Here is a 22,777-nt window from a genome sequence, read left to right as displayed (position 1 = left end):
AAATTCTCAGTCTTCGGGAGGCAGGTCGAAAGGATCGTCTTCGCGATCCTGCGAGCGGCGACGCGGCTCGACGTTGCGCGCAGGGGCTGCCTGCGCGGGGGTTTTGAGCAGATCGTCCGCGCCCGGCTGGACCTCGCGGCCATAGGGGATCGGCGGCGGCGTCTGGTCTGGCGCCAGCTTCAGCTCGGCCTTGTTGCCGCAGCCCGCCAGAGCGAGGGCGCCAAGGGTGCCGAGCAAAATGGTGCGCGAAAGCTTCAAGCCTGTTCCTCCAGCCCCAGCGCGACGCGCGCCTGGGCCACGCGCTTCCTTACCTCGTCCGGCGCGGTTCCGCCATGGCTGCAACGCGCCGCCACGCTCGCCTCGACGGAAAGCGCGGCGTAGACGCGATCGTCGATGCGCTGGTCAATGGCCTTGAGGTCCTCAATCGAGAGCTGATCGAGCGCGATGCCGCGCGATTCGGCCAGTTTCACGGCGCTGCCGGTGATGTGATGCGCCTCGCGGAACGGGATGTTCGCCTGCCGCACCAGCCAGTCGGCGAGGTCGGTCGCCGTGGCATAGCCGAGTTCGGCGGCGGCGCGCATCCGGTCGGTGCGGAACTTCGCTTCGGCGACCATGCCGGTCATCGCGGCGATGGACAGGGCGAGCAGGCTGGCAGCTTCAAACACCGGCGGCTTGTCGTCCTGCATGTCCTTCGAATAGGCCAGCGGCAGGCCCTTCATCGTGATCATCAGGGCGGTCAGGCAACCGACGATCCGTCCGGAATGCCCGCGCACCAGTTCGGCGGCATCGGGGTTCTTCTTCTGCGGCATGATCGAGCTGCCGGTCGACAGGCTGTCGGGCAGCGTCACGAAGCCGAAGGGCTGGCTTGCCCAAATGATGAACTCCTCGGCCAGCCGCGAAAGGTGCAGCGAGCACTGCGCCGCCGCCATCAGGTAATCGAGCGCGAAATCGCGGTCTGACACCGAATCGAGGCTGTTGTCGGTTGGCCCGTCAAAGCCCAGCGCCTCGGCGGTGCGGAAGCGGTCGATCGGAAAGCCGGTTCCGGCCAGCGCCGCCGAACCCAGCGGGCTGCGGTTCATGCGGCTGCGCGCATCGGCAAAGCGCGAACGATCCCGCCCGATCATCTCGTAGTAGGCCATCAGGTGATGGCCAAGCGTGACGGGCTGCGCGGTCTGCAGGTGGGTGAAGCCGGGCATGATCGACGCGGTGTGTTCGCCTGCGCGCGAAACCAGCGCGACCTGCAGCTGCTTGAGGCCCAGCTCTGCCTGATCCATCGCATCGCGCACCCACAGGCGGAAGTCGGTCGCCACCTGATCGTTACGGCTGCGCGCGGTGTGGAGGCGACCTGCCGCCGGGCCGATCAGTTCGGCAAGTCGGCTCTCGGTGGTCATGTGGATGTCTTCGAGGTCCCAGTTTTCGGGCACCCCGTTGGCCTCATACTCCGCCGCGACCTGATCCAGCCCTTGCGCGATCAGCGCCGCATCCTCGGCCGTGACGATGCCTTGCGCGCCGAGCATGTCCACATGGGCCTTTGACGCGGCGATGTCTTGCCGCCACAGCGCCTTGTCGAAGGGAATCGAGGCGTTAATCTCGCGCATGATCGCCGAGGGACCGCCTGCGAAGCGCCCGCCCCACATCTGGTTGGAGCCTGATTTGTCGCCCATGTCCGTCTATTCGCCCAAAGTGCTGTTGCTCGTGGCGGCCCTTGCCGTTGCGGGGTGCGATAGGCAAGCGCCGAGCGACTCGCAACCGCAGAGCAGCGCGGCACCTACGGAATCTGTCGCCAAGGGCGAATTCAATGGCACGCTCGACATCGCCAATCGCGGCAAGGACATGCCCGACTTCACCGTGACCGATCCGTCGGGCAAGACGCTCAAGTTGCGCGATCTCAAGGGCAAGCCGGTGCTGGTCAACCTCTGGGCGACATGGTGCGGGCCATGCGTCCTCGAGATGCCGATGCTCGACAAGCTGGCAGCGGACAACGCGGGCAAGCTCCGCGTCCTCACTGTATCGCAGGACATCGAAGGAGGGGCGAAGGTCGCACCGTTCTATGCCGAGAAGAAGTTCGCCAAGCTGGAACCCTGGCTCGACACCGATAACAACCTCGGCTTCTTCTACGAGACGGGGATGCTGCCGACGACGGTGCTCTACGACAGGGATGGCAAGGAAGTCTGGCGCATGATCGGCGCGCATGACTGGTCAGGTCCGAGGACCGCCGCGATGCTCGCCGAAACCCTCGAGAAGTAGGCCGTTGGCGCAGGGGAGTTGGCCCTTTGCCCCGGAGAGTTGGGGGTGAGTTGGGGGAAACTTGCCCCAGAGTTCAGGAGAGTTGGAAACGGAATGGTTTGACATTCGCTCACGCGCCACTAGAGCGGCCGGCGGGCCACGCGGTCCCAACGCCGCGCGTGCTCTCTGCAAGGAGAGACTACAATGTCTGCTACGATTCCGGCTCGCAAGCCTGCGCGCCCCTTCTTCTCGTCCGGTCCCTGCGCAAAGCCGCCCGGATACTCCCCCGAAAAGCTCAGCACCGAATCGCTCGGCCGGTCACACCGCGCCAAGATCGGCAAGACGCGCCTGCAGTATTGCATCGACCTGATGCGCGAAGTGCTGCAGCTGCCCGATACGCACCGCATCGGCATCGTTCCGGGGTCTGACACCGGCGCTTTCGAAATGGCGATGTGGACGATGCTGGGCGCCCGCCCCGTCACCACGCTGGCATGGGAATCATTCGGTGAAGGTTGGGTCACCGATGCCGCCAAGCAGCTCAAGCTCGATCCCACGATCCTGCGCGCCGACTATGGCCAGATCCCCGATCTGAACGCGATCGACTGGTCGAACGACGTGCTGTTCACCTGGAACGGCACCACCTCGGGCGTGCGCGTGCCGAACGCCGATTTCATCCCGGAAACCCGCGAAGGCCTCTCGTTCGCCGACGCAACTTCGGCTGTCTTCGCCTACGACATCGACTGGTCGAAGATCGACGTTGCCACCTTCTCCTGGCAGAAGGTCCTTGGTGGCGAAGGCGGCCACGGCGTGCTGATCCTGGGGCCCCGCGCGGTCGAACGGCTCGAAACCTACACCCCTGCATGGCCGCTGCCGAAGGTGTTCCGCCTTGTTTCAAAGGGCAAGCTGGCCGAGGGCGTGTTCAAGGGCGAGACGATCAACACCCCCTCGATGCTCGCCGTCGAAGACGCGATCTTCGCGCTCGAGTGGGCCAAGGGTCTGGGTGGGCTGAAGGGCCTCCAAGCGCGCAGCGATGCCAATGCGGCAGCGCTCAACAAGATCGTCGAAGAGCGTTCGTGGCTCTCGCATCTGGCCGCTGACGAAGCGACGCGGTCGAAGACCTCGGTCTGCCTCTCGGTCGAAGGCGCGGACGCAGACTTCATCAAGAGGTTTGCAGGCCTGCTCGAAAAGCAGGGCGCGGCCTATGACATCGCCGGTTACCGCGATGCCCCGGCGGGCCTTCGCATCTGGTGCGGCGCGACCGTCAATGCCGAGGACATCGCCGATCTCGGCCCGTGGCTCGACTGGGCCTACGAGACGACCAAGGCCGAACTGGCTGCGGCCTGATCAAGGCTTGGCGCTGCTGCAGGGTAGCGCCAAGACCTTCCCGTTCTTCCAGTCGTCACCCTGTCCTTGGTTCAGGGTCCATCTCTCCCCCTCAACCGACATTTCGGGCCGAGGGATGGATGCTGAAACGAGTTCAGCATGACGGTGTCTCATTCTCATGGATTGGATCGAAACATGACCAAGCCCAAGGTTCTCATTTCCGACAAGATGGATCCCAACGCCGCCCGCATCTTCACCGAGATGGGCTGCGACGTCGACGTGATCACCGGCGAAACCCCGGAACAGCTGATCGCCCGCATCGGCGAATACGATGGCCTCGCCATCCGTTCCTCGACCAAGGTGACCAAGGCGATCCTCGATGCCGCCACCAACCTCAAGGTCATCGGCCGCGCCGGCATCGGCGTCGACAACGTCGACATCCCCTACGCCTCCTCGAAGGGCGTGGTGGTGATGAACACCCCGTTCGGCAACTCGATCACCACCGCCGAACACGCCATCGCGATGATGTTCGCACTGGCCCGCCAGATCCCGGAAGCCAACGCGCAGACGCAAGCTGGCCTGTGGCCGAAGAACGGCTTCATGGGCGTTGAAGTCACCGGCAAGACATTGGGCCTGATCGGCGCTGGCAACATCGGCTCGATCGTTGCCAGCCGCGCGCTTGGCCTCAAGATGAAGGTTGTCGCCTTCGACCCCTTCCTGACGCCCGAGCGCGCCGTGGAAATGGGCGTCGAAAAGGCCGACCTCGACACGCTGCTGGCCAAGGCGGACTTCATCACGCTGCACACGCCGCTGACCGACCAGACCCGCAACATCCTCAGCCGCGAGAACCTCGCCAAGTGCAAGAAGGGCGTGCGCATCATCAACTGCGCGCGTGGCGGCCTGATCGATGAAGCCGCACTCAAGGATGCTCTGGATTCGGGCCAGGTCGCAGGCGCCGCGCTCGACGTGTTCGAAACCGAACCCGCCAAGGAATCGCCGCTGTTCGGCACCCCGAACTTCATCTGCACCCCGCACCTCGGCGCGAGCACGACCGAAGCGCAGGTCAACGTCGCCCTTCAGGTGGCCGAGCAGATGGCCGATTTCCTCGTGACGGGCGGCGTCACCAACGCGCTCAACATGCCCTCGCTCTCGGCCGAGGAAGCGCCGAAGCTCAAGCCCTACATGGCGCTGGCGGAAAAGCTCGGCAAGCTGGTGGGCCAGCTCGCGCACGACAACCTGACCAAGATCGCCATCGAGGTTGAAGGTGCTGCCGCGCAGCTCAACCAGAAGCCGATCACGGCGGCGGTCCTTGCCGGCCTGATGAGCCAGTATTCGCAGAGCGTGAACATGGTCAACGCGCCGTTCCTCGCCAAGGAGCGCGGGCTCGACGTGCGCGAAGTGCGCCACGATCGCGAAGGCGAATACCGCACGCTGGTTCGCGTCACCGTCAGCACCAGCCAGGGCGAGCGGTCGGTTGCGGGCACGCTGTTCGGCAACGGCCAGCCGCGCCTCGTCGAGATCTTCGGCATCGGCATCGAGGCCGATCTCGACGGCGACATGCTCTACATCGTCAATTCCGACGCGCCCGGCTTCATCGGCCGCATCGGCACGCTGCTCGGCCAGTCGGACATCAACATCGGCACCTTCCACCTCGGCCGTCGCGAAGCCGGCGGTGAAGCCGTGCTGCTGCTCTCGCTCGACAGCCCGGTCCCGCAGGACGTGCTCAAGCAGGCCTGCGACATCGAAGGCGTACGCGTGGTCAAGGCGCTGAACTTCGTCTGATCCAGCGTCAGCGTGAAATCGAGGGGCGGGTGCAGCGATGCGCCCGCCCTTTGCTTTTGGCTACCTAGCCGCTAAGCGCCGCAACCATGACCGACGTCGATTCCAGCTTGCTGCCCGAGGGGCTTGAGGACCGCCTGCCTGCCGAGGCGGCGACCACCACGCGCGTGATGCGCAGCATTCAGGACGTGATGCACGGCCACGGCTATGACCGCGTGCTGCCGCCGATGATCGAGTTCGAAAAAAGCCTCGCCGCCCGGATGGCGGGCATTCAATCACGCCGCATGTTCCGCTTCACCGATCCGTCGAGCCTGCGGATGATGGGTTTGCGTTCGGACCACACCCCGCAGATCGGCCGCATTGCGCAGACGCGGCTGGCCGAAGCGGCGCGGCCATTGCGGCTGATGTATGCAGGGCAAGTGCTGACCATCAAGAGCGACGGACTTAACCCCGCGCGCGAGAAGCTGCAGTGCGGCGCGGAGCTGGTCGGTGCGGACAATCTGGCAGCGGCGACCGAGATCGTCTCCATCGCGGTCGAGGCCCTGCAGGCGGCCGGCGCACGCGGCGTCAGCGTCGATTTCACCCTGCCCGATCTGGTCGATACGCTCGCCGCCAAGGCCTTCCCGCTTGCGCCCGAACAGATCGAGGCGGTGCGGCGCGAACTCGACACCAAGGATGCGGGCGGCCTGCGCGATGTGGGCGGCGAGGCCTATGTGCCGCTGCTCTACGCCACCGGCGAATTCGATAGTGCCATCGAGAAGCTCTCGGCCATCGATGCCGGCGGCGCGCTCGCCTCGCGCATCGCGGCGCTCAGGCAGATCGCCGCGAGCCTGAACGGCGCGGCGCGGCTGACGCTCGACCCCAGCGAGCGCCACGGCTTCGAATACCAGACCTGGTTCGGCTTCACCCTCTACGCCGAAGGCGCGCGCGGACCGGTCGGTCGCGGCGGCACCTATCGCATTGCAGGCAATGGCAAGGATGAAGCGGCGACCGGCTTCTCGCTCTACCCCGACGCGCTGATCGATCTGCTCTCGGCGAGCGAAACACCAGAGGACCGCGTGTTCCTGCCGTTGGGGCATGACCGTGCCGAGGCGGCGCGGTTGCGCTCGATCGGTTGGCGCACCGTTGCAGCGCTCAGTGATGCGGACAGTGCGCAGGCGCTGGGGTGCACGCATGTGCTGGGCGCTATAGGGCCAGAGAAGGTTTGAGGTAGCGAACGGCAAGTTTCGCTTCATTCTGCACTGGAAGCGGCCGTTCCGGACCGACGCCATCGCAGACATTGAACCAACTGCGCATCCCTTGCATAAAAGTGGTATGAGCAGCTTTAGCGACACACTTGAACGGGTTCTTGATCCGGATGGGATTTACTGGACTTCTGCGGATGAGGAAAGCCTAAGCCCGTCCGTCGAACGAACCGTTCAATTGAGGATTGATGTTCCTCCACAGCATGTCGCGGCTGCGGTCGAGGCAATGGAAAGGGATGGTTGGACTTTTACCGAACAGCCGGATGAACCATCAGATCCGCAACAGCGTCTCTTTTTCCAAAGGAGTCAAAATCTCCTGTCAGAGACGAAAGTTGCAATGCTGACCAACGCGCTGCGGGTAGTTTTCCCAATTGAAGGGGCGCGACTGTGGACGTGGATCATCGTTGAAGATCAGGACAGCGCCTAACCCCGTTCCTGCTATCCAAGCAACAACATCACGACCCCAAAACCCGTCGTCCCGGACTTGATCCGGGACTTGGCTTTTCTTCTTCAGCGCTGGGCCGCAAGGAGAAGCCAGACCCCCGTGTCGAGCACGGGGCGACGACCCAGTCCTCCCTGTTCTTCCGAAGGACAAACGGGGAGGTGGCATTCGCTGCAGCGAATGACGGAGGGGCTTCTTTCCCCCTCCACCATCCTTCGGGCGGTCCCCCTCCCCATTTGTGCTTCGCAAAACCGGGGAGGATTTTGTCTCACCCCCCAAACACCCCCTTCAACCACGCATCCATCACCGGCGTCGCAGGGTAGCCCGGCTCACCCAGCTTGCGGTTGATTTCGGCGTGGCCTTGCAGGCCGGTGCCGGGGAAGCTGCCGTATTCGACGTTCACGCCCGCCTTCTTCAGCGCTTCGCCGAGTTCCTGCGCCTGTGCCACGCCGTCCTTGCGCTGGACGTGGAGGAGGAGGAAGCGCGGGGCGTTGGGGGCGGCGGCGTGGAACACCGGGGATAGCGCCTTCTGGCGCGCGGGGTCGGTGCCGAAGGCCTGTTTGTAGGTATCGGCCATCAGGCGGCCGGCCTGCTCCATCTGCCTGGGCACGTCATAGGCCGCGCCATCGTTGGGCATCACGCCGTCGATGTCGGCGAAGGACAGGCCCGCCTTGCGCAAGTATTGCTCGTCCGTCCCGACCAGCGCGACGAGGTGTGCGCCCGCGCTGTGGCCGGTGATGACGACCTTGCTGCGATCGATGTTCAGCTTGTCGGCGCGGGCCAGCAAATAGGCCAGCGCCTGCGCCACGTCGCTCGCCTGCTGCTCGACCGTGGCATCGGGCACGAGGCGGTAGTTGATCGAGGCAAAGGCATAGCCCTGATCGCGCAAGTGGCCGGGCAAGGCATTGCCCATCGCGGTGTCCTTGCTCCCGCGCTTCCACCCGCCGCCGTGGACGTAGAGCACCAGCGGGACCTTGGGCTTGGGCGCGATGTCAATGGTAGCAGGAGCCCAGAAGTCCATGACCTGCAGGGGATCAGAGCCGTAGGCGAAAGTCTGCGCGCCCGGCGCACGCTCACGCTTGGCAGAGCCTTCGGCACGCTGCTCCATGCGCTTGGCAATGCGTTCGCGCAAACGCTCGCCAGGGCGGGCTTCCGCCAACCCTGCGCCGAGAATGACCAGCGCCGCCGCGCCTGCGAGTGCTATCCGCTTCATGCCGTGACCTCACCGTTTTCCCTTGCTGAGAAAACTGATGGGCCACGGCTTTATCTGCGATGAACCTCCAGATTCAGCAGGTGATCAGAAGCTGAAGCGGGCGCTCAAGCGAATGTCTCGCCCGAACAGCGGGGCGACATCCTTAAGGAAGCTGGTGTGGCGGCGCGCTTCCACATCGAAGATGTTGTTGGCCTGCAGCATCAGCGTGGTCTGCGATTGCGCGCCAAACGGCTTCCACGAAACGCTCGCGTTGACCATGGTCCAGGCCGGCGTTTCGGTTTCGAAGGCAGCAATGCGGCGCTGCGCCGTGGCATGCTCCACCTCGACGCGCCCACCGATAACGCTGCCACTGGCTTCCAGTCCGCCGATCAGGCGCAGCGGCGGAATGCGCGGCACGGCCCCGCCCTGTTGACCATTGGCGCCCAGCACATCGGCGCGGGTGTAATCGACAAGGCCGGTCAGTTCGAAGCGGGTATCGCCCGCCTGAGCCACGGTAACCGCGCCTTCGGCCTCGAAGCCATAGAAGCGGGCGTCGGCCTGAGCATACTGGAACACCGGCAGTTCGTCCTCTTCCTCGCCCGTGGGGTTGAGGAAGATGTAGTTGTCGAAGCGGTTGATGAAGGCGGAAAGCTCGACGCGCCAGCCTTCGCCGCGTCCGCGCAGCACCGCTTCGCCGCCGATCTGCCGTTCCTTGCGGAAATCGGGATTGCCGATCTCGAAGGCGCGGGTGGCCGCGTGGGCGCCGTTGGCGAACAGTTCTTCGGCGGAAGGCGCGCGTTCGCTGCGGGCCCCGCTCAGGGCAAGGCGGAAGCCACTGCCGAGATCGACCGAACCGCCCAGCGAGAGCGAGACCGAATCGAACGTCCTCTCCCGCCCGATTGCAGCGGACCTGACGGTCGCATGCTCGTAGCGCGCCCCCGCTTCCAGCTTTGCGACGCCGAGGTCGAACTCCTGAAGGGTGAACAGGCCGATCTGCCGTGTCTCGTTGGCGGGAATATAGGCCTCTTCGCCCACGGCATTGAAATTGCGGCTGAAGTACTGGAGGCCACTGGCACCCTGCCAGCCGTTGCGCTGTGCCTGCACCAGTTCGGCGCGCGCTTCCCAGCTCCTGTTGAAGAAGCTGGTGCCGATTTCCCCGGTCGATTCGATCTCGTCGTGGCGATAGTCAGCCCACCCGCCGCGCACCTTCAGCTCCTTGAACGCGCCGCCCAGCGGCACTGCGCCGCGCACGTCGACGCGGGTCTGCCGCATGTCGAGGGTGATGTCCTCATGGCCGTGGCCCTCGTGGTCGTCTTCGGCCAGCGCCGTGACACCCCCTTCTTCGCCGTGATCGTCGTGGTGGGTTTCAAGGCTGTTGGGAATGCCGTAGCGATTTTCGAGATGGCTGACGGCAAAGCCGAAGTTCGCACCATTGCTGCCGACCCATCCGAGACCACCGGCCACGTCCCAGGTGCGCGCGGACGTGTTCTCGAGCCGCCCCCGCGCCTGCGCCTCATCGGCCACCTCGCCACCCTCTTCCGCCGCTTCCTCACGCAGATCCTTGCTGAACACGAAGCCACCGGTGCGGTAATTGCCCGATTCAAAGAAGCTGCCGTCCAGATGCGCCACGAACCCGCCACCCAGCGGCGCGTTTACCGAGGCTGCGACATTGCGCTCGTCGGCTGCCGAGGCGAGGCCGGCCACGGCGTCGACGTGCGGTCCTGACTGGGGCACTTCGCGCGGGATGCGCAGATCGCGCATGTTGACCACGCCACCGATCGCGCCCGATCCATAGAGCAGCGCAGCCGGGCCGCGCAGGATCTCGATGCGGTCGGCCAGCAGCGGATTGACCGCCACGGCATGGTCGACCGATGTGTTCGACACGTCGAAGCTGCCGATCCCGTCGGTCAGCACGCGCACCCGCTCGGAATCCAGCCCGCGCAGGATCGGGCGCGAAGCATTGGGGCCAAAGAAGGTGGAGGACACACCCGGCTGGCGGGCCAGCGTCTCCCCGATGGTCGAGCGCTGCTGCAACTGCAGATCGTCACCCTGAAGGACGGTTACTGCCGACGCCACATCGTCGCGCTTGCGTTCGAACGGGGCGCTGACGACGATCTGGATCGACGGCTGAGTGTGCCCGTCTGCCTGGTCATCAGTTGCAGGAGCAGAAGCCTGCTGCGCCACGGCGGGGACGGCGAATGCAACAGCGCAAATCGGTGAAGCGCTGAGGAAGAGAGCAGAAAGACGCATGGAATGTCCTTGCTGAATGCGACTGGCCACCCGCCCTTCGGGCTGCGGCGTTGACGGCTCCATACAGGCGCCGCACGCATGTTACAACATAACATTACATGAATCCGCCGCCCTTTTTCCAAGGAAGAACGAGAACGCTAGGCCGGTCGGACGAGCAGGCAGGTGCCGGATGCAGAGAACGCCACGTCGGCGGCAGCAGCGGCAAGGGCGCAATGACCCACGTCCACTGCCTCGCCCGCTACCGCAACGGCGGCATCGACCGGGATGACAAGGCATGGACCGTCATACGCATTTTGCACATCGGCCGCAGGCTCGCCAATCACGCAATCGGCACGGAAATACTTGCCGCTGGCCAGCTTGCCCGGTTTCGACAGAACACCGTGGCGCCGCAGCGAGGGGTCGTGCGGCTCGCCCCGTGCAACCGCAACGCTCTGCTCAAGGTGCAATTCGCGAGGTCGGCCATAGTCGTAGAAACGATAGGTGATGTCGCTGTTCTGCTGGATTTCGATCAGGCTTATACCCGCCCCGATCGCGTGCACTGTGCCGGCGGGAATATAGAAGAAGTCCCCGCGCTGAACCGGATACCAGTCCATCAGCTCTTCGATGCTGCCATCGAGCGCTGCTGTGCGCAGCGCTTCGCCATCCAGATGCTGGCCAAAGCCGATGCCCAGCTTCGCGCCCGGCTCGGCATCAAGGATCAGCCAGCATTCCTCCTTGCCGCGATCCTGCTCGCCCAGCGCCCTCGCCTGCGCGTCGCTGGGATGCACCTGCACCGAAAGCTTGTCGCTGGTGAAGATGTACTTGATCAGGACCGATGGCAGTTCGGGCGGCGGCTCGAACCAGATTTCGCCAATGCTCTTGCCCGAGTAGGATTCGAAAGGCGGGGGCAGATCGTTCTTTCCCCAAGGTTTTTCGACTATCCGCCTCGGCAGCAATTTCACTGGTTCGCAGCTCCGGAAAGTTTGCCCACGCCTTGCGCACCTTCCGGCGTGCAGACGAGGACTTCGTCGCCATCGACGACGATCATGAGGTTCGACGCGCCCACCACCGAAACGCGGGGGCCATCACTCATAACGAGTACGTTGCTGCAATCCTTCAGTTCCGCCCGACCGCGGACGGCATTGCCCGATTCATCGCGATCCTGCGCTTCGTGCAGGGCCTGCCAGTTGCCGATGTCAGACCATGCCATCTCAGCCGGGACCATCGCTGCGCGCGAAGTGTTTTCCATGACGGCATAGTCGACGGATTCGCTGGGCACCTTGGCAAAGGCTTCGTGATCGGGATGAAAACGCATGCCATCTTCCCGCCCTTTGGCCACGGCCTCGCGCACGGCCGACAGAATGTCGGGCCGATGCCGGCCGAGTTCCTCGAGGAACGTGCCGACCCTGAATGCGAATATGCCCCCGTTCCAGGCATACTCGCCGCTGCCGAGGAACTCGATCGCGCGGGCCAGATCGGGCTTTTCGACGAAGCGCTCGACGCGGCGACCGCCGGTGCCGTCGATCGCTTCCCCCTGCTTGAGATAACCGAAACCGGTCTCGGGCGCAGTGGGCACGATGCCGAAGGAAACGAGCCAGCCATCCTGCGCCAGTGCCGCCGCCTTGTGCGCGGAGGCCCGGAAGGCATCGCAATCACCGATATGATGGTCGCTGGGGCAGACCAGCATGATCGCGTCTTCCGGCAGGGTCAGCGCGGCAAGCGCGATCGCCGCCGCAGTGTTGCGCGCTTCCGGCTCGACAATGATGCGGGTATTGGCAGGATCAGGCAACTGCTGCTCGACATGATCGAGATGGGCGGCACCGGTCACGACGACAGGATTGCCAAAGCCTTCCCCCACCGGGCAGCGCAGGACGGTTGCGCGAAACAGCGTCTCGTCGCCTACTAGCGGAAGGAATGGCTTTGGCCGCGCCTTGCGCGAGCGCGGCCAAAGACGGGTGCCGCTACCGCCGCACAGGATCACGGGAACTGTATTGGTCATGTGTTGCCTTGATCTGACTTGCTGCAGCGCAGCGAAGCACTGTTCTAGCGAGTTGCATCCATTCTTGCCAGCATCTCGCCAACCGATGTCGTAGCGAAGCCAACGGCGCTGTCGGATATGCCATATGGCACAAGCAACTGATCCTCGACCAGCAGCGCACCGCAAGTATAGACTACGTTGGGAACATACCCGAAGCGATCGGCATCAATGGCTGTCAGCAATGGCTTGCTTGAGCGCGCGATGACTTTCGAAGGGTCATCACGATCGAGCAAGGCGCAGCCCAACGCGTACTTGCGCATCGCGCCCACACCGTGCGTCAGCAACAGCCAGCCGTGGTCGGTCAGTATCGGGCTGCCGCAGTTGCCGATCTGCACGAATTCCCAAGGGAATTCCGGCTCCATCAGCAGCACGCCATCATCGTCCCAGCGCTCCAGGCTGTCCGAGCGGAGCAGGAACAGGTTCTTGCCGTCCTGCCGGCCGACCATGCAATATTGCCCGCCCACCTTCTGCGGAAACAGCGCCATGCCCTTGTTCCGACCGGCGCGCCCGACGATGGGTTCAAGCAGGAAGGACCGGAAATCCCGCGTGCGCAGCAATTCGGACCTGATATCTGCTCCGGAATAGGCAGTGTAAGTGCCGATCCACTCGTAATCCCCACCGCCATGGTCAAAGCGGACAAGGCGGAGGTCTTCCAGGCCGCCGCGTTGCTGTTCGGTCACAGGAAAGATCACGCTGTTGGAAAGCGTGCTTTCTGAGTGCCGATGCAACGTGACGGCGCAATCGGCCCCTTGGCACACCGTCAGGCTGTCGTCCGGCAGCATGGCTGTTGCAAAATGGCTCTGCGGCCAGAGTTCGAAAGCGCCGTCGGGAAGGGCAATGCCTTCCCGGAAGACGATCGAACTGATGTGCCCCTCGCCCACGGCACGCAGGCTCATCACGAACCGGACTGCGCCGTCGGTCATGCCCGACTGGTCGGGATGCGGCACGATGCTCGGGTTCATCAGGGCCGCAGCGGCATAAGTGTATTCGTGGCAGAAGTAGGCACCGATGAGCCGCTTGCGGCGGATCGACAGTTCCGAACCATCGAAGTTGAGCACCGCCTCCATCTGGCGATAGCGCTCCTCGAAAAGCTGTTCGGTCTGCCAGTGACGCTCCTCGAAATCGTGGAGCACGCGCGCGTACTCCTCGTCTGCCTCCTTGTGGCCAAGCGAAAGGACATCGGCGACTAGCTTGCGAGCGCGCGCGCCAGAGCCGCCGGGCCCCTGCCAGCCAAGATGAAATGGACGAAGCACGACCCTGGAGGGATCGGCATGAAGTCGTTGTTCAAGCACCCGCAAGCTGTTGCGTACCCTTGCTGTTGATCTTCATGGCAATGGCATGGGGCGGAATAGGTTCCTGACGGATCGTTCCGGAACCCGGGCGCCGCGCAATATCGACCATGGCGTAATGCGCAAGTTGGAACGCGAGGATGGACTCCGCACCGCAGTTGAGGTTGACCCCTTGCGGGGTCACGCCATCGCGGCATCGGCCTGACACGATATCGCCAAGCACCTCGCCGCGGTCATTACCGCCCAGGAACCAGCGATAGGCGGTTTCCGCATGACGCAGCCATGTAATATCACCGGTTGCGGCATAGGCGGTCGCCGCCGCATCGACCGCAGCCCAAGCTTCCAGTGGCTGCTGGTCGAACGGCATGTTCTCATAAGGCCGACCGAAGGTTTCCGAACCCACGGGGCGGAAGTGCCCCTGCGCCGAAACCTGCTGCCGCGCAATGAAACGCAGCGAGGACAGGCCGGATTCCACCCAGTCAGCTCGCTCCAGAACCTGCCCGGCCCCGATCAGCGCCTGGGAAAGGCGCGGATTGTCATAGCTGAGCACGGCTTCGAACCAAGCCCAATCGGGGCGACGCGCTTCGTTGAGAAGGTTGGCAAGCAACTCGGCGCCGTGGCGAAGGCTGGCCAGCGCCTCGCCATGTGCAGGGTTGGCGCGCAAAGCCTCGATGCAGCCGAGCATCACGAACGCAACCGTGCGCGGGGCATCCATCGTGCAAACCGGAGCAAGCGCGATGTCGAACCACTGTGCTGCCCAGTGCCGAAGCCCGGCGTCCGGCGCATCGTTCATGGCCCGGCCCAGTGCCCAGACCGTTCGGCCATTGCTGTCGGCCGATCCGATCGGTTCACACCAGGTCCGGTCAAAGTTCATGAAGTTGCGAAAGGCGCGCGCGTCGGGATTCCAGGCGTGCTGGATGAACGAGGCATAGACCATGGCCCAGCGTTGCCGTTCTGCCAGGGGCACGGTGTCGGCCACACCCATCAGCATCAGTGCCCGCACGTTGTCATCCAGGCAGTAGCCATGACGGCGGTCGGGCACTGTCAGGATGGAGTGTTGCAGCATGCCGGTGGCATCGCTCATCGCAGTCACGCCAGAGAAGCCCGGAGTCGCCAGCAGCGGGGTCGTGCGATCAGGTCGGACCACCACGCTTTCGACCAGTTCGCGGGCGGCGCCGGCAAAGCGGGGCCAGATCGTCTCGCGGCCCTTGTCCCAAGCGCGCTTCTGCACGGCATGCAGTTCGTCGGGATCATCAAGCAGGCGATTCACAGCGGCTGCAATCACATCGGCCCGGCGCGGATCGACCAGAACCCCCACCCCATCGGCAAGGAGTTCTCGGGCGTGGACATATGGGGTCGAGACCACAGCCTTGCCCAATGCCACGGCATAGCTGAGGGTCCCCGAGGTGGATTGTTGCATGTTGGGGTATGGGGTAAGGTAGATGTCGCAGGCCTCGAGCTGGTCGAGCAGTTCGTCCAGATCGAGGAAGCGGTTGTCCCACTCGATGTTGGCGGCAACACCCAGATCCTGAGCGAGGGCCTCAAGGCTCTCGCGATAGCGCTCGCCTTCGCTGGCAACGAGGTTGGGATGGGTGGCACCAACGATGCGATAGACGACATCGGGATGGTTCTGCACGATGGCCGGCAGCGCCTCGATGACCGTTTCAAGCCCCTTGCCTGGGCCGAGCAGGCCGAACGTCATCATAACGCGCCGCCCCTCATGGCCGATGCGCGCCTTGTAGGCCTCGCCACGGCCGAACGGACGGTCTGGCGCGCCATGCGGAATCACCATGATGCGTTCGGGAGCAACGCGGTAGAGATCCTGCAGCAGCCCCATCGAGTGCTGCGACATGACCATGACGCGAGAGGCGCGGCGGAGGATGTGTTCAAGCACCTCGCGCTGATGCGCGGATGGCTGGGCAAGAACCGTATGCAGGGTGACGATCAGCGGCGCCGCAACCCGGTCGACGAGTTCGAGCACCATATCGCCATCGGCACCCCCGAAGATGCCGTATTCGTGCTGGAGCCAGACCGCATCGACCGCGTCCTCGTTCATGCGGCGCGCCGCGGCACGATAGTCCTCGACCTGATCTGAACGGATGAGCCCGCGCACATCGTCGTATTCAAGCGGCGAACGCGCATCGTCGATGACGTGAAGATCGACCGAGATGTCCGAATGATGCGCCTGGAGCTGCTCGTAGATATCGGTGGTAAAGGTGGCGATGCCGCACTTGCGCGGCGTGTAGCCCCCAATCAACGCAACGCGGCAGGGCGCTTTCTGGCCGCGACGGAGGAAGGAGAGGACTCCGGGAGCGGAAGCGTCGCCGGTGCCGAAGGCATTTTCGATGAGAGTCATGGCGTGCAGGTTTCCGAAGGCTCGTCGCAAACCGCATGGCGCGGATGCTGTACTGTCGATGAACCAACGCAGGGAGGGCAATCCGGTTGCATTGCGACGCAACAAAAATAGCGCGGAAATAACGCAGGTTACCGCAAAAGTTCTTCTATCCAACCATTTGTATAACTTAGGATATAAGAACTGCTATGTTGCAGTGCAGTATTATGGTTCGAACCAGCGCTGTTCCCAGCCGTAGCTGGAGGTGACCGGATTGCCTTCCGCATCAAGCGCAGGCCGAAAGCGGAAGCGCTCGGTGGCAAGACGGCAAGTTGTCGCATCGGCCTCGGGCACGCCACTCGCGCGGTAGACACGGCAGGACGATACGCGTCCGTCCGTGCCGACCGTCAGCAGGATAACCACGCGCTTGCCGATGCGTTCCTGCTGGCTGCTGACCGGGTAGTCACGGGTCGAGCGGATATCGCCGGCGATCTTTTCCGCCTTCCGGGCAAGACCACCACCCGAACCATTGCCGCTGGCGCCGCTGCCGGTGCCCGTGCCCTCACCACCGCCGCCGGTCCCCTGCCCTTGCGCGGCTGCGCCCGAACGCGCGTCTTGGCCGGTCGAGGCGACCGGTGGCGCATTCTCCTTGCGCGAAGGGACGCGAGCCTTGGCGATCACCGGTTTGGGCTTGGCCTTCTTCCCCTCCTCCCCCGAAGCGCCAGCGGGTTCGGGCCTGGTCGGACTGGGCGTGGGCTTGGGCTCGTCCAGCGGCACATCGAAGGTGCTGGTGGTGAAAGCCTCCTTGGCCAAATCGGTCATGGCCGGGACCCCGCCGAAACCGTGGATCACACCCCACAGCACAACGATATGCAACAATGCGGCGAGCACGGTGGGCGCAAGCCGCTCGCGCCCGCTGCGCTGGCGGTCGCGATAGCGCCCTGACGGCGTGACTGCGCCAATCGTCCTATCCACGTACTGCCCTTGCATCTGCGGCCAAACGCATTCGGGTCATCTATGGTTGCAACCATTCAGGCAGAATGGAAAGCCTCAGGACGAAACCCTATGGCAGGAACGGCGCGGCAACATCCTTCGGCACGCGCAATATGCGGCCTGATGCGCGGTCGATGATCGCCCAGGTGGTCTTCGCGCTGACGATGACCTTGCCGCCTGCGTTGCGGAAATCCACGCGCCGGTCGAACCTCGCGCCGGTGGGCGGTTCCGGAATGAAGGTCTCGGCCGTGACGCTCTCGCCCGAAACGATGTTTCCGCGATAATCGATCTCGTGCCGCGTCACGACCCAGACGTAGGCCTGTTGGTGCTCGGGCGAGGCGACCGCGGACCAGTGCGCGGTGGCGATATCCTGAATCCAGTTCACCCACACCGCATTGTTGACATGGCCAAGCTCGTCGATGTGCTCGGGGCCTGCGGTAAAGGTGAGGGTGTGGCTGTTGCTCAAGCCTCCACCCCCAGCTGCCACAGGATGAAGGCGAACTCCTCCGCCGTTTCCTTTAAGGATTCGAACCGGCCCGACTTGCCGCCATGGCCCGCGCCCATGTTGGTCTTGAGGATCAGCTCGTTGCCGTCGGTCTTCACCTCGCGCAGCTTCGCCACCCACTTGGCAGGCTCCCAATAGGTCACGCGCGGGTCGTTGAGGCCTGCAGTCACCATCAACGGCGGATAGCCCTGCGGCTTGACCTGATCATAGGGCGAGTACGACTGGATCAGCTCGAACGCCGCCTTGTCCTCGATCGGGTTGCCCCATTCAGGCCACTCGCCCGGTGTCAGCGGCAGGTCCTCGTCAAGCATGGTATTGAGCACGTCGACGAACGGCACGTGGGCCACGACCGCGCCCCACAGGTCTGGATCGGAATTGATCACTGCGCCCATCAGTTCACCCCCGGCCGAACCGCCGGAAATGCTGATCTTGCCAGCCTGCGTGAACCCACGCTCGATCAGGCCCCTGGCGACGTCGACGAAGTCGTTGAAGGTATTGGTCCGCGCTTCCAGCTTGCCCGCCTTGTACCACGCGCGGCCAAGATCGTCGCCGCCGCGGATATGCGCGATGGCATAGGCAAATCCGCGGTCGACAAGGCTCAGCCGCGTGGTCGAGAAGCCCGGCCCGATGGCGATGCCATAAGCGCCGTAACCATAGAGGTGCAGCGGCCCGCCCTGTTCGCCATTGATGGCCGCGCGGTCCTTGCGCCAGACCACGCTGACCGGGACCATCGTGCCATCGCGCGCCGCAATTTCCAGCCGCGCCGTGTCATAGAGAGAAGCATCGTACCCGCTCGGGATTTCCTGCACCTTGAGCAGGGTCAGGCTGCGGGTGGCCACGTCATAGTCATAGGACGACGCCGGGCTGACCATCGATTCATAGCCGACGCGCAGCACGCTCATGTCCCATTCGGGATTGTCGCCAAGCGACGCTTCGTAGCTTGCTTCGGGAAACTCGATCGGTTCGATGCGAGACGGATCGTCGTAATAGCGCACCTCGATCCGGTCCAACCCGCGCACTCGCCCTTCGGTCACGTAGAAGTCGCGGAACAGGTCGAACCCGGTAAGGTAGAAATCGTCCGTTCCCTCGATCAGCGTGGTCCATTCGCCGGGGTTCGCGAGCGGCGCGGTGGCGAGGCGGAAGTTCTCGTGGGTATCGTTGGCGTGGATATAGAGAACGCCATCGCGCTCATCGACATCGTACTCCACGCCCTTCTGCCGGGGTTTGACCAGCAGGGGTTCGGCAAGCGGATCGTCCGCCGGAACCAGTCGCACCTCGCCCGTCTCGTGATCGCCGGTCGAAATGATCAGCCACTTTTCGTTGGCCGAAAGCGACGCGCCCACGCGGAAGCCCTCGTCGTCCTCGTGATAGAGTTCGACATCGTTCTCCAAGGGCTGGCCAATCCAGTGCAGGCGCGCGTTGTCCGTCCGCCAGTTCTCGTTGGCAAGGCTGTAGACGAGGCCGGTGTCGTCCTTCACCCAGATCAGACCGGAAAGCGTGCCGGGGATCTCGTCGGGCAGGACCTCCCCGGTGGCGATGATCTTGATGCGGGCGGTGAAGCGTTCGGAGCCGTTGTCATCCACCGACCAGGCGAGCTTCGTCCCGTCCTTCGACACCGCAATCGCGCCAAGGCGGAAGTAGTCCTTGCCCTCCGCCAGAGCGACTTCATCCAGAATCAGTTCATCCGCGCTGCCATCGTCGGGCGCGCCAACCGGCCTGCGCCACCACTTCTTGTATTCGGCGCCTTCCTCGAACTCGATCCAGTAGAGGAAGTCGCCATCCTTCTGCGGCACGGACTTGTCGGCTTCCTTGATGCGGGCGCGCATTTCCTTGAACAGGGCGTCGATGACCGGTTTGCGCTCGGCCATGCGAGCCTCGAACCAGGCGTTCTCGGCTTCGAGATGGGCGAGCACGGCCTTGTCGGTGACCTCGGGATAGCCGGGATCGCGCAGCCAGGCGTAATCGTCGGAGACAGTCAGGCCATGATGCGAAAAGCTGTGCGGAATGCGGGCGGCGACAGGAGGTGTGGCAATGCTCATCCCCCGCATCTATGTTGCGTGCATGATGCCCGCAAGGCGGGCCGCCCACATTCAGGACCGATCCCATGCTGATGCAAACTCATGAAGCCCGCCTCGACGCCTTGCGCAAGCAGCTTGCCAAGGACGGGCTGGACGGCTTCGTCATCCCCATTTCTGACGAACATATGAGCGAATATGTCGGCGCCTATGCCCAGCGGCTGGAATGGCTGACCGGCTTCGGCGGCTCCGCGGGCACGGCGGTGGTGCTGGCCGATGAAGCCGCGATCTTCGTTGACGGACGCTATACCCTGCAGGTGCGCGATCAGGTCGATGGCAAGCTGTGGTCGTACCAGTCGGTGCCGCAGACCAGCGTTGCGGAATGGCTCGGAAAACATGCTCCGCAAGGTGCGAAGATCGGTTACGATGCCTGGCTCCATGCCAAGAGCTGGGCGCAATGCGTTGCCTCCGCACTCGAACCGCGCGGCGCCTCGCTGGTGGCAGTCACAGACAACCCCGTCGACGCGGTATGGCAGGACCAGCCGGCGCCCTCGCTCGCTCCGGCCGTGCCTCATGCCACCGAACACGCCGGCAAGTCGGCAACGGAAAAGCGGGCCGATGTGGCCGAGTGGCTCGCATCGCAAGGGCTCGACGCTGCGGTCATCACTGCGCTCGATTCGGTGGCCTGGCTGCTCAACATTCGCGGCGAGGACGTGGATCGCACGCCCGTGGCGCTCTCCTTCGTCATCGCCAATGCCGATGGCACCGCCGACCTGTTCATCGCGCCCGAAAAGGTCACGCCCGAACTGACGGCGCATCTCGGCAACGCGGTTCGCGTCCAGCCGCGCGAGGCCTTCGTCCCGGCGCTCCAGGCGCTCAAGGGCAGGAAGGTGGCGGTGGATCCCGAACGGGCGGTGGCCGCGATCTTCCAGGCGCTCGAAGGGGCCGGTGCGCAAGTCGTTGCCGTCACCGATCCGGTCGTCCTGCCCAAGGCCATCAAGAACCCGGTGGAACAAGCCGGCCACCGCGCCGCACAGGCCCGCGATGGCGCCGCCATTGCCCGCTTCCTGCGCTGGATCGAGGTCGAAGCGCCCAACGGCACCGTGACCGAGCTTTCCGCAGCCGACCGCCTGCAAGCCTTCCGCGCCGAGGGCGGGCTGCTCCGCGACCTCTCGTTCGACACCATTTCGGGCGCCGGGCCGAACGGTGCGGTGGTTCACTATCGCGTCAGCGAGGAGACCAGCCGTACGCTCGAGCCGAACAGCGTCTACCTCGTCGATTCGGGCGGGCAGTACGTTGATGGCACCACCGACATCACCCGCACCGTCTGGGTCGGACCTGACGCGCCGCATGCGGAAGTGAAGGACCGCTTCACCCGCGTGCTCAAGGGCCACATCGCGCTGGCCCGCGCCGTGTTCCCCAAAGGCACCGCCGGCAGCCAGCTCGACAGCTTCGCCCGGCAGTTCCTGTGGTCCGCTGGCCTCGACTACGCCCATGGCACCGGCCACGGCGTCGGCAGCTTCCTCGCCGTCCACGAAGGCCCGCAGCGCATTGCCAAGGCCAGCGGCGGGCAGGCGGGCACCGGCCAGCCGCTCATGCCGGGCATGATCCTCTCGAACGAACCGGGCTACTACAAGACCGGCGAATACGGCATCCGCATCGAAAATCTCGTGCTGGTCGAAAAGCGCGACATTCCCGGCGCCGAGGGCGAGTTCTACGGCTTTGAAACGCTCACCTTCGCCCCGATCGCCCGCGATCTGGTGGATATCGCCCTCCTCTCACCCGATGAGCGCGAGTGGCTCGACACTTACCACGCCAAGGTGCGCGACGTCCTCGCCCCGCAGCTTTCCGGTGACGATCTGATCTGGCTGGAAGCGGCCTGCGCGCCCTTGTGACAGGGTATATGTTCACGTATTGTTCCTTATCGACTCAAAGATGAGGAGCAATGCGATGATCGGATACGTCACTGTCGGCACGAATGACCTGGCCAAGGCCGCAGCGTTCTATGATGCCATCGCTGCAGAAATGGGCGTGGGCCGGATGATGGAGTTCGAGACCGGGATTGCCTGGGGCGTGCCCGATGGCGCTGCCGGAATTGCGGCGATGAAGCCTTTCGACGGGCAGCCCGCAACGGTGGGCAATGGCGTCATGGTCGCGCTACAGGCCAAGGACAAGGAACAGGTCGGGCGCCTCCACGCCATTGCGCTTGCCCATGGCGGCACTTGCGAGGGCCAGCCGGGACTGCGCGGTGGTGGCTTCTACGCCGCCTACTTCCGCGACCCCGACGGCAACAAGCTCAACGCCTTCGTGATGGGCTGAACGCAGGCATTTCCGCCCGCGCTTGCACGCGGATGAACGCTCCGGTGCAGGCGCGACAAATTGCGACAATAAACCCGCGTCCCCGGCATAGTCGCGCGACAAGCTGCGCCTAGATAAGGACTACAGGAACTGCGGTCGCTGGTTTTCAGTCCCCCCTGAGCAAGGCACTCCCTCCCCCTCTCCTTGCCAAGTGCCAGTGGCCGCAGTCTCCTCCCTCTACTGACGGGAACTAACCGATGAAGAAATTCCAGATTGCGGCTGCCGCTGCAGTGACGGCCACGGCCTCGCTCGCGCTCTACGCCGCCTCGCCTGCCTTTGCGCAGAAGATGGATGCCGACGGCGACAAGACTATCACCTGGGCTGAAGCCAAGGCCAAGTCCGACGAGATGTGGGTAAAGCTCGACGTCAACAAGGACGGCAAGCTCGACCAGGCCGACAAGAATGCCAAGTGGGCCGAGAAGTTCGCCGAGATCGACACCGACAAGAACGGTTCGATCAGCCGCGAGGAATTCATTGCCCATCACCAGCAGATGAAGGGGCCTGAAGGCCGCGATGGTGACCGCAAGGCCGGTCATGGTGGCCGTGGCCACGGCGGCATGAAGGGCATGATGATGGGTGGCGGCATGGCCATGATGGCGGACGCCAACAAGGACGGCACCGTCACCCGCGCCGAATTCGACGCTGGCGTGAAGGCGCACTTCGACATGGCCGATGCCAACAAGGACGGCAAGATCACGCCGGAAGAGCGTCGTGCTTCGATGAAGGCGATGATGGGCAAGATGAAGGGCCCGCACGCCGGCCATATGGGTGCGATGGGTGATGGACCTCCGCCGCCCCCTGAGGCTAACTGA

At 64.2% G+C, this 22,777-nt stretch carries 19 protein-coding genes; 8 read left to right on the top strand and 11 right to left on the bottom strand.

What is annotated here, in order from left to right; genetic code table 11:
• Positions 1 to 6: 6 nt before the first annotated feature.
• Both NJ75_RS16295 and argH read right to left on the bottom strand, forming a co-directional pair.
• Positions 7 to 258, bottom strand: a complete 252-nt coding sequence (locus NJ75_RS16295) for a hypothetical protein (protein WP_039336391.1) — start codon at positions 256 to 258, stop codon at positions 7 to 9.
• The gene (argH, locus tag NJ75_RS16290; protein ID WP_039336494.1) at positions 255 to 1,637 is read right to left on the bottom strand and encodes an argininosuccinate lyase; all 1,383 of its coding nucleotides are present in this window, start codon (positions 1,635 to 1,637) and stop codon (positions 255 to 257) included. Before argH ends, NJ75_RS16295 begins: the two co-directional genes overlap by 4 nt.
• Positions 1,638 to 1,662: 25 nt before the next feature.
• Between argH and NJ75_RS16285 the strand changes: the two genes are divergently transcribed.
• From NJ75_RS16285 to NJ75_RS16265, 5 genes are all read left to right on the top strand, one after another.
• Positions 1,663 to 2,247, top strand: a complete 585-nt coding sequence (locus NJ75_RS16285; protein ID WP_039336389.1) for a TlpA family protein disulfide reductase — start codon at positions 1,663 to 1,665, stop codon at positions 2,245 to 2,247.
• Between the two features lie 183 nt (positions 2,248 to 2,430).
• Positions 2,431 to 3,570 (top strand): phosphoserine transaminase, encoded by a 1,140-nt coding sequence (locus tag NJ75_RS16280; RefSeq protein WP_039336386.1) that lies wholly within the window; start codon positions 2,431 to 2,433, stop codon positions 3,568 to 3,570.
• Positions 3,571 to 3,744: 174 nt separating this feature from the next.
• Positions 3,745 to 5,331: a phosphoglycerate dehydrogenase gene (gene serA, locus NJ75_RS16275; protein ID WP_039336384.1), complete on the top strand. Its 1,587-nt coding sequence runs from the start codon at positions 3,745 to 3,747 to the stop codon at positions 5,329 to 5,331.
• 86 nt (positions 5,332 to 5,417) lie between these two features.
• Positions 5,418 to 6,536: an ATP phosphoribosyltransferase regulatory subunit gene (locus tag NJ75_RS16270; protein ID WP_039336382.1), complete on the top strand. Its 1,119-nt coding sequence runs from the start codon at positions 5,418 to 5,420 to the stop codon at positions 6,534 to 6,536.
• Between the two features lie 106 nt (positions 6,537 to 6,642).
• The gene (locus NJ75_RS16265; protein ID WP_039336380.1) at positions 6,643 to 6,999 is read left to right on the top strand and encodes a hypothetical protein; all 357 of its coding nucleotides are present in this window, start codon (positions 6,643 to 6,645) and stop codon (positions 6,997 to 6,999) included.
• 283 nt (positions 7,000 to 7,282) lie between these two features.
• Here NJ75_RS16265 and NJ75_RS16260 read toward each other — a convergent pair whose 3' ends face one another.
• The 9 genes from NJ75_RS16260 to NJ75_RS16220 all read right to left on the bottom strand — a co-directional run bounded on the left by NJ75_RS16260 (position 7,283) and on the right by NJ75_RS16220 (position 19,640).
• Entirely contained in the window at positions 7,283 to 8,227 is a 945-nt protein-coding gene (locus tag NJ75_RS16260; RefSeq protein WP_082013430.1) for an alpha/beta hydrolase, read from the bottom strand.
• An 84-nt stretch (positions 8,228 to 8,311) separates the two neighbouring features.
• Positions 8,312 to 10,456, bottom strand: coding sequence for a TonB-dependent receptor (locus NJ75_RS16255; protein ID WP_039336378.1), 2,145 nt, complete (start codon positions 10,454 to 10,456; stop codon positions 8,312 to 8,314).
• Between the two features lie 137 nt (positions 10,457 to 10,593).
• Complete coding sequence (locus NJ75_RS16250; RefSeq protein WP_039336375.1) at positions 10,594 to 11,397, bottom strand: class I mannose-6-phosphate isomerase; 804 nt, start codon at positions 11,395 to 11,397, stop codon at positions 10,594 to 10,596.
• Positions 11,394 to 12,434: a mannose-1-phosphate guanylyltransferase gene (locus NJ75_RS16245; RefSeq protein WP_039336372.1), complete on the bottom strand. Its 1,041-nt coding sequence runs from the start codon at positions 12,432 to 12,434 to the stop codon at positions 11,394 to 11,396. Before NJ75_RS16245 ends, NJ75_RS16250 begins: the two co-directional genes overlap by 4 nt.
• Before the next feature lie 44 nt (positions 12,435 to 12,478).
• Positions 12,479 to 13,726 (bottom strand): glycoside hydrolase family 130 protein, encoded by a 1,248-nt coding sequence (locus NJ75_RS16240; RefSeq protein ID WP_236727173.1) that lies wholly within the window; start codon positions 13,724 to 13,726, stop codon positions 12,479 to 12,481.
• A 31-nt stretch (positions 13,727 to 13,757) separates the two neighbouring features.
• Complete coding sequence (locus tag NJ75_RS16235) at positions 13,758 to 16,118, bottom strand: glycosyltransferase family 4 protein (protein WP_082013429.1); 2,361 nt, start codon at positions 16,116 to 16,118, stop codon at positions 13,758 to 13,760.
• A gap of 201 nt (positions 16,119 to 16,319) precedes the next feature.
• Positions 16,320 to 17,069, bottom strand: a complete 750-nt coding sequence (locus NJ75_RS16230) for a TonB family protein (RefSeq protein ID WP_236727172.1) — start codon at positions 17,067 to 17,069, stop codon at positions 16,320 to 16,322.
• A gap of 88 nt (positions 17,070 to 17,157) precedes the next feature.
• Complete coding sequence (locus NJ75_RS16225; RefSeq protein ID WP_039336365.1) at positions 17,158 to 17,553, bottom strand: acyl-CoA thioesterase; 396 nt, start codon at positions 17,551 to 17,553, stop codon at positions 17,158 to 17,160.
• Positions 17,550 to 19,640: a S9 family peptidase gene (locus NJ75_RS16220; protein WP_039336364.1), complete on the bottom strand. Its 2,091-nt coding sequence runs from the start codon at positions 19,638 to 19,640 to the stop codon at positions 17,550 to 17,552. Before NJ75_RS16220 ends, NJ75_RS16225 begins: the two co-directional genes overlap by 4 nt.
• A 62-nt stretch (positions 19,641 to 19,702) precedes the next feature.
• On the opposite strand from NJ75_RS16220, the gene NJ75_RS16215 reads away from it, so the two are divergent.
• From NJ75_RS16215 to NJ75_RS16205, 3 genes are all read left to right on the top strand, one after another.
• On the top strand, positions 19,703 to 21,502 hold the full coding sequence (locus NJ75_RS16215; protein WP_039336489.1) for an aminopeptidase P family protein: 1,800 nt from the start codon (positions 19,703 to 19,705) through the stop codon (positions 21,500 to 21,502).
• 55 nt (positions 21,503 to 21,557) lie between these two features.
• Positions 21,558 to 21,926: a VOC family protein gene (locus NJ75_RS16210; RefSeq protein ID WP_039336487.1), complete on the top strand. Its 369-nt coding sequence runs from the start codon at positions 21,558 to 21,560 to the stop codon at positions 21,924 to 21,926.
• Between the two features lie 236 nt (positions 21,927 to 22,162).
• Positions 22,163 to 22,777, top strand: coding sequence for an EF-hand domain-containing protein (locus NJ75_RS16205; RefSeq protein WP_052242577.1), 615 nt, complete (start codon positions 22,163 to 22,165; stop codon positions 22,775 to 22,777).

Origin of the sequence: Novosphingobium subterraneum, from assembly GCF_000807925.1 — a bacterium.
In the GTDB taxonomy this organism is placed as follows: domain Bacteria; phylum Pseudomonadota; class Alphaproteobacteria; order Sphingomonadales; family Sphingomonadaceae; genus Novosphingobium; species Novosphingobium subterraneum.
This window is presented reverse-complemented; position numbering and strand designations above follow the sequence as displayed.

Excerpts from the sequence above, each read along its gene's own strand:
- NJ75_RS16215 (WP_039336489.1), top strand. The coding sequence starts at position 19,703 with ATGCAAACTCATGAAGCCCGCCTCGACGCCTTGCGCAAGCAGCTTGCC.
- serA (WP_039336384.1), top strand. The coding sequence starts at position 3,745 with ATGACCAAGCCCAAGGTTCTCATTTCCGACAAGATGGATCCCAACGCC.
- NJ75_RS16205 (WP_052242577.1), top strand. The coding sequence starts at position 22,163 with ATGAAGAAATTCCAGATTGCGGCTGCCGCTGCAGTGACGGCCACGGCC.
- NJ75_RS16260 (WP_082013430.1), bottom strand. The coding sequence starts at position 8,227 with ATGAAGCGGATAGCACTCGCAGGCGCGGCGGCGCTGGTCATTCTCGGC.
- NJ75_RS16210 (WP_039336487.1), top strand. The coding sequence starts at position 21,558 with ATGATCGGATACGTCACTGTCGGCACGAATGACCTGGCCAAGGCCGCA.
- NJ75_RS16245 (WP_039336372.1), bottom strand. The coding sequence starts at position 12,434 with ATGACCAATACAGTTCCCGTGATCCTGTGCGGCGGTAGCGGCACCCGT.
- NJ75_RS16235 (WP_082013429.1), bottom strand. The coding sequence starts at position 16,118 with ATGACTCTCATCGAAAATGCCTTCGGCACCGGCGACGCTTCCGCTCCC.
- NJ75_RS16270 (WP_039336382.1), top strand. The coding sequence starts at position 5,418 with ATGACCGACGTCGATTCCAGCTTGCTGCCCGAGGGGCTTGAGGACCGC.
- NJ75_RS16280 (WP_039336386.1), top strand. The coding sequence starts at position 2,431 with ATGTCTGCTACGATTCCGGCTCGCAAGCCTGCGCGCCCCTTCTTCTCG.
- NJ75_RS16265 (WP_039336380.1), top strand. The coding sequence starts at position 6,643 with ATGAGCAGCTTTAGCGACACACTTGAACGGGTTCTTGATCCGGATGGG.
- NJ75_RS16285 (WP_039336389.1), top strand. The coding sequence starts at position 1,663 with ATGTCCGTCTATTCGCCCAAAGTGCTGTTGCTCGTGGCGGCCCTTGCC.
- NJ75_RS16255 (WP_039336378.1), bottom strand. The coding sequence starts at position 10,456 with ATGCGTCTTTCTGCTCTCTTCCTCAGCGCTTCACCGATTTGCGCTGTT.
- NJ75_RS16220 (WP_039336364.1), bottom strand. The coding sequence starts at position 19,640 with ATGCGGGGGATGAGCATTGCCACACCTCCTGTCGCCGCCCGCATTCCG.
- argH (WP_039336494.1), bottom strand. The coding sequence starts at position 1,637 with ATGTGGGGCGGGCGCTTCGCAGGCGGTCCCTCGGCGATCATGCGCGAG.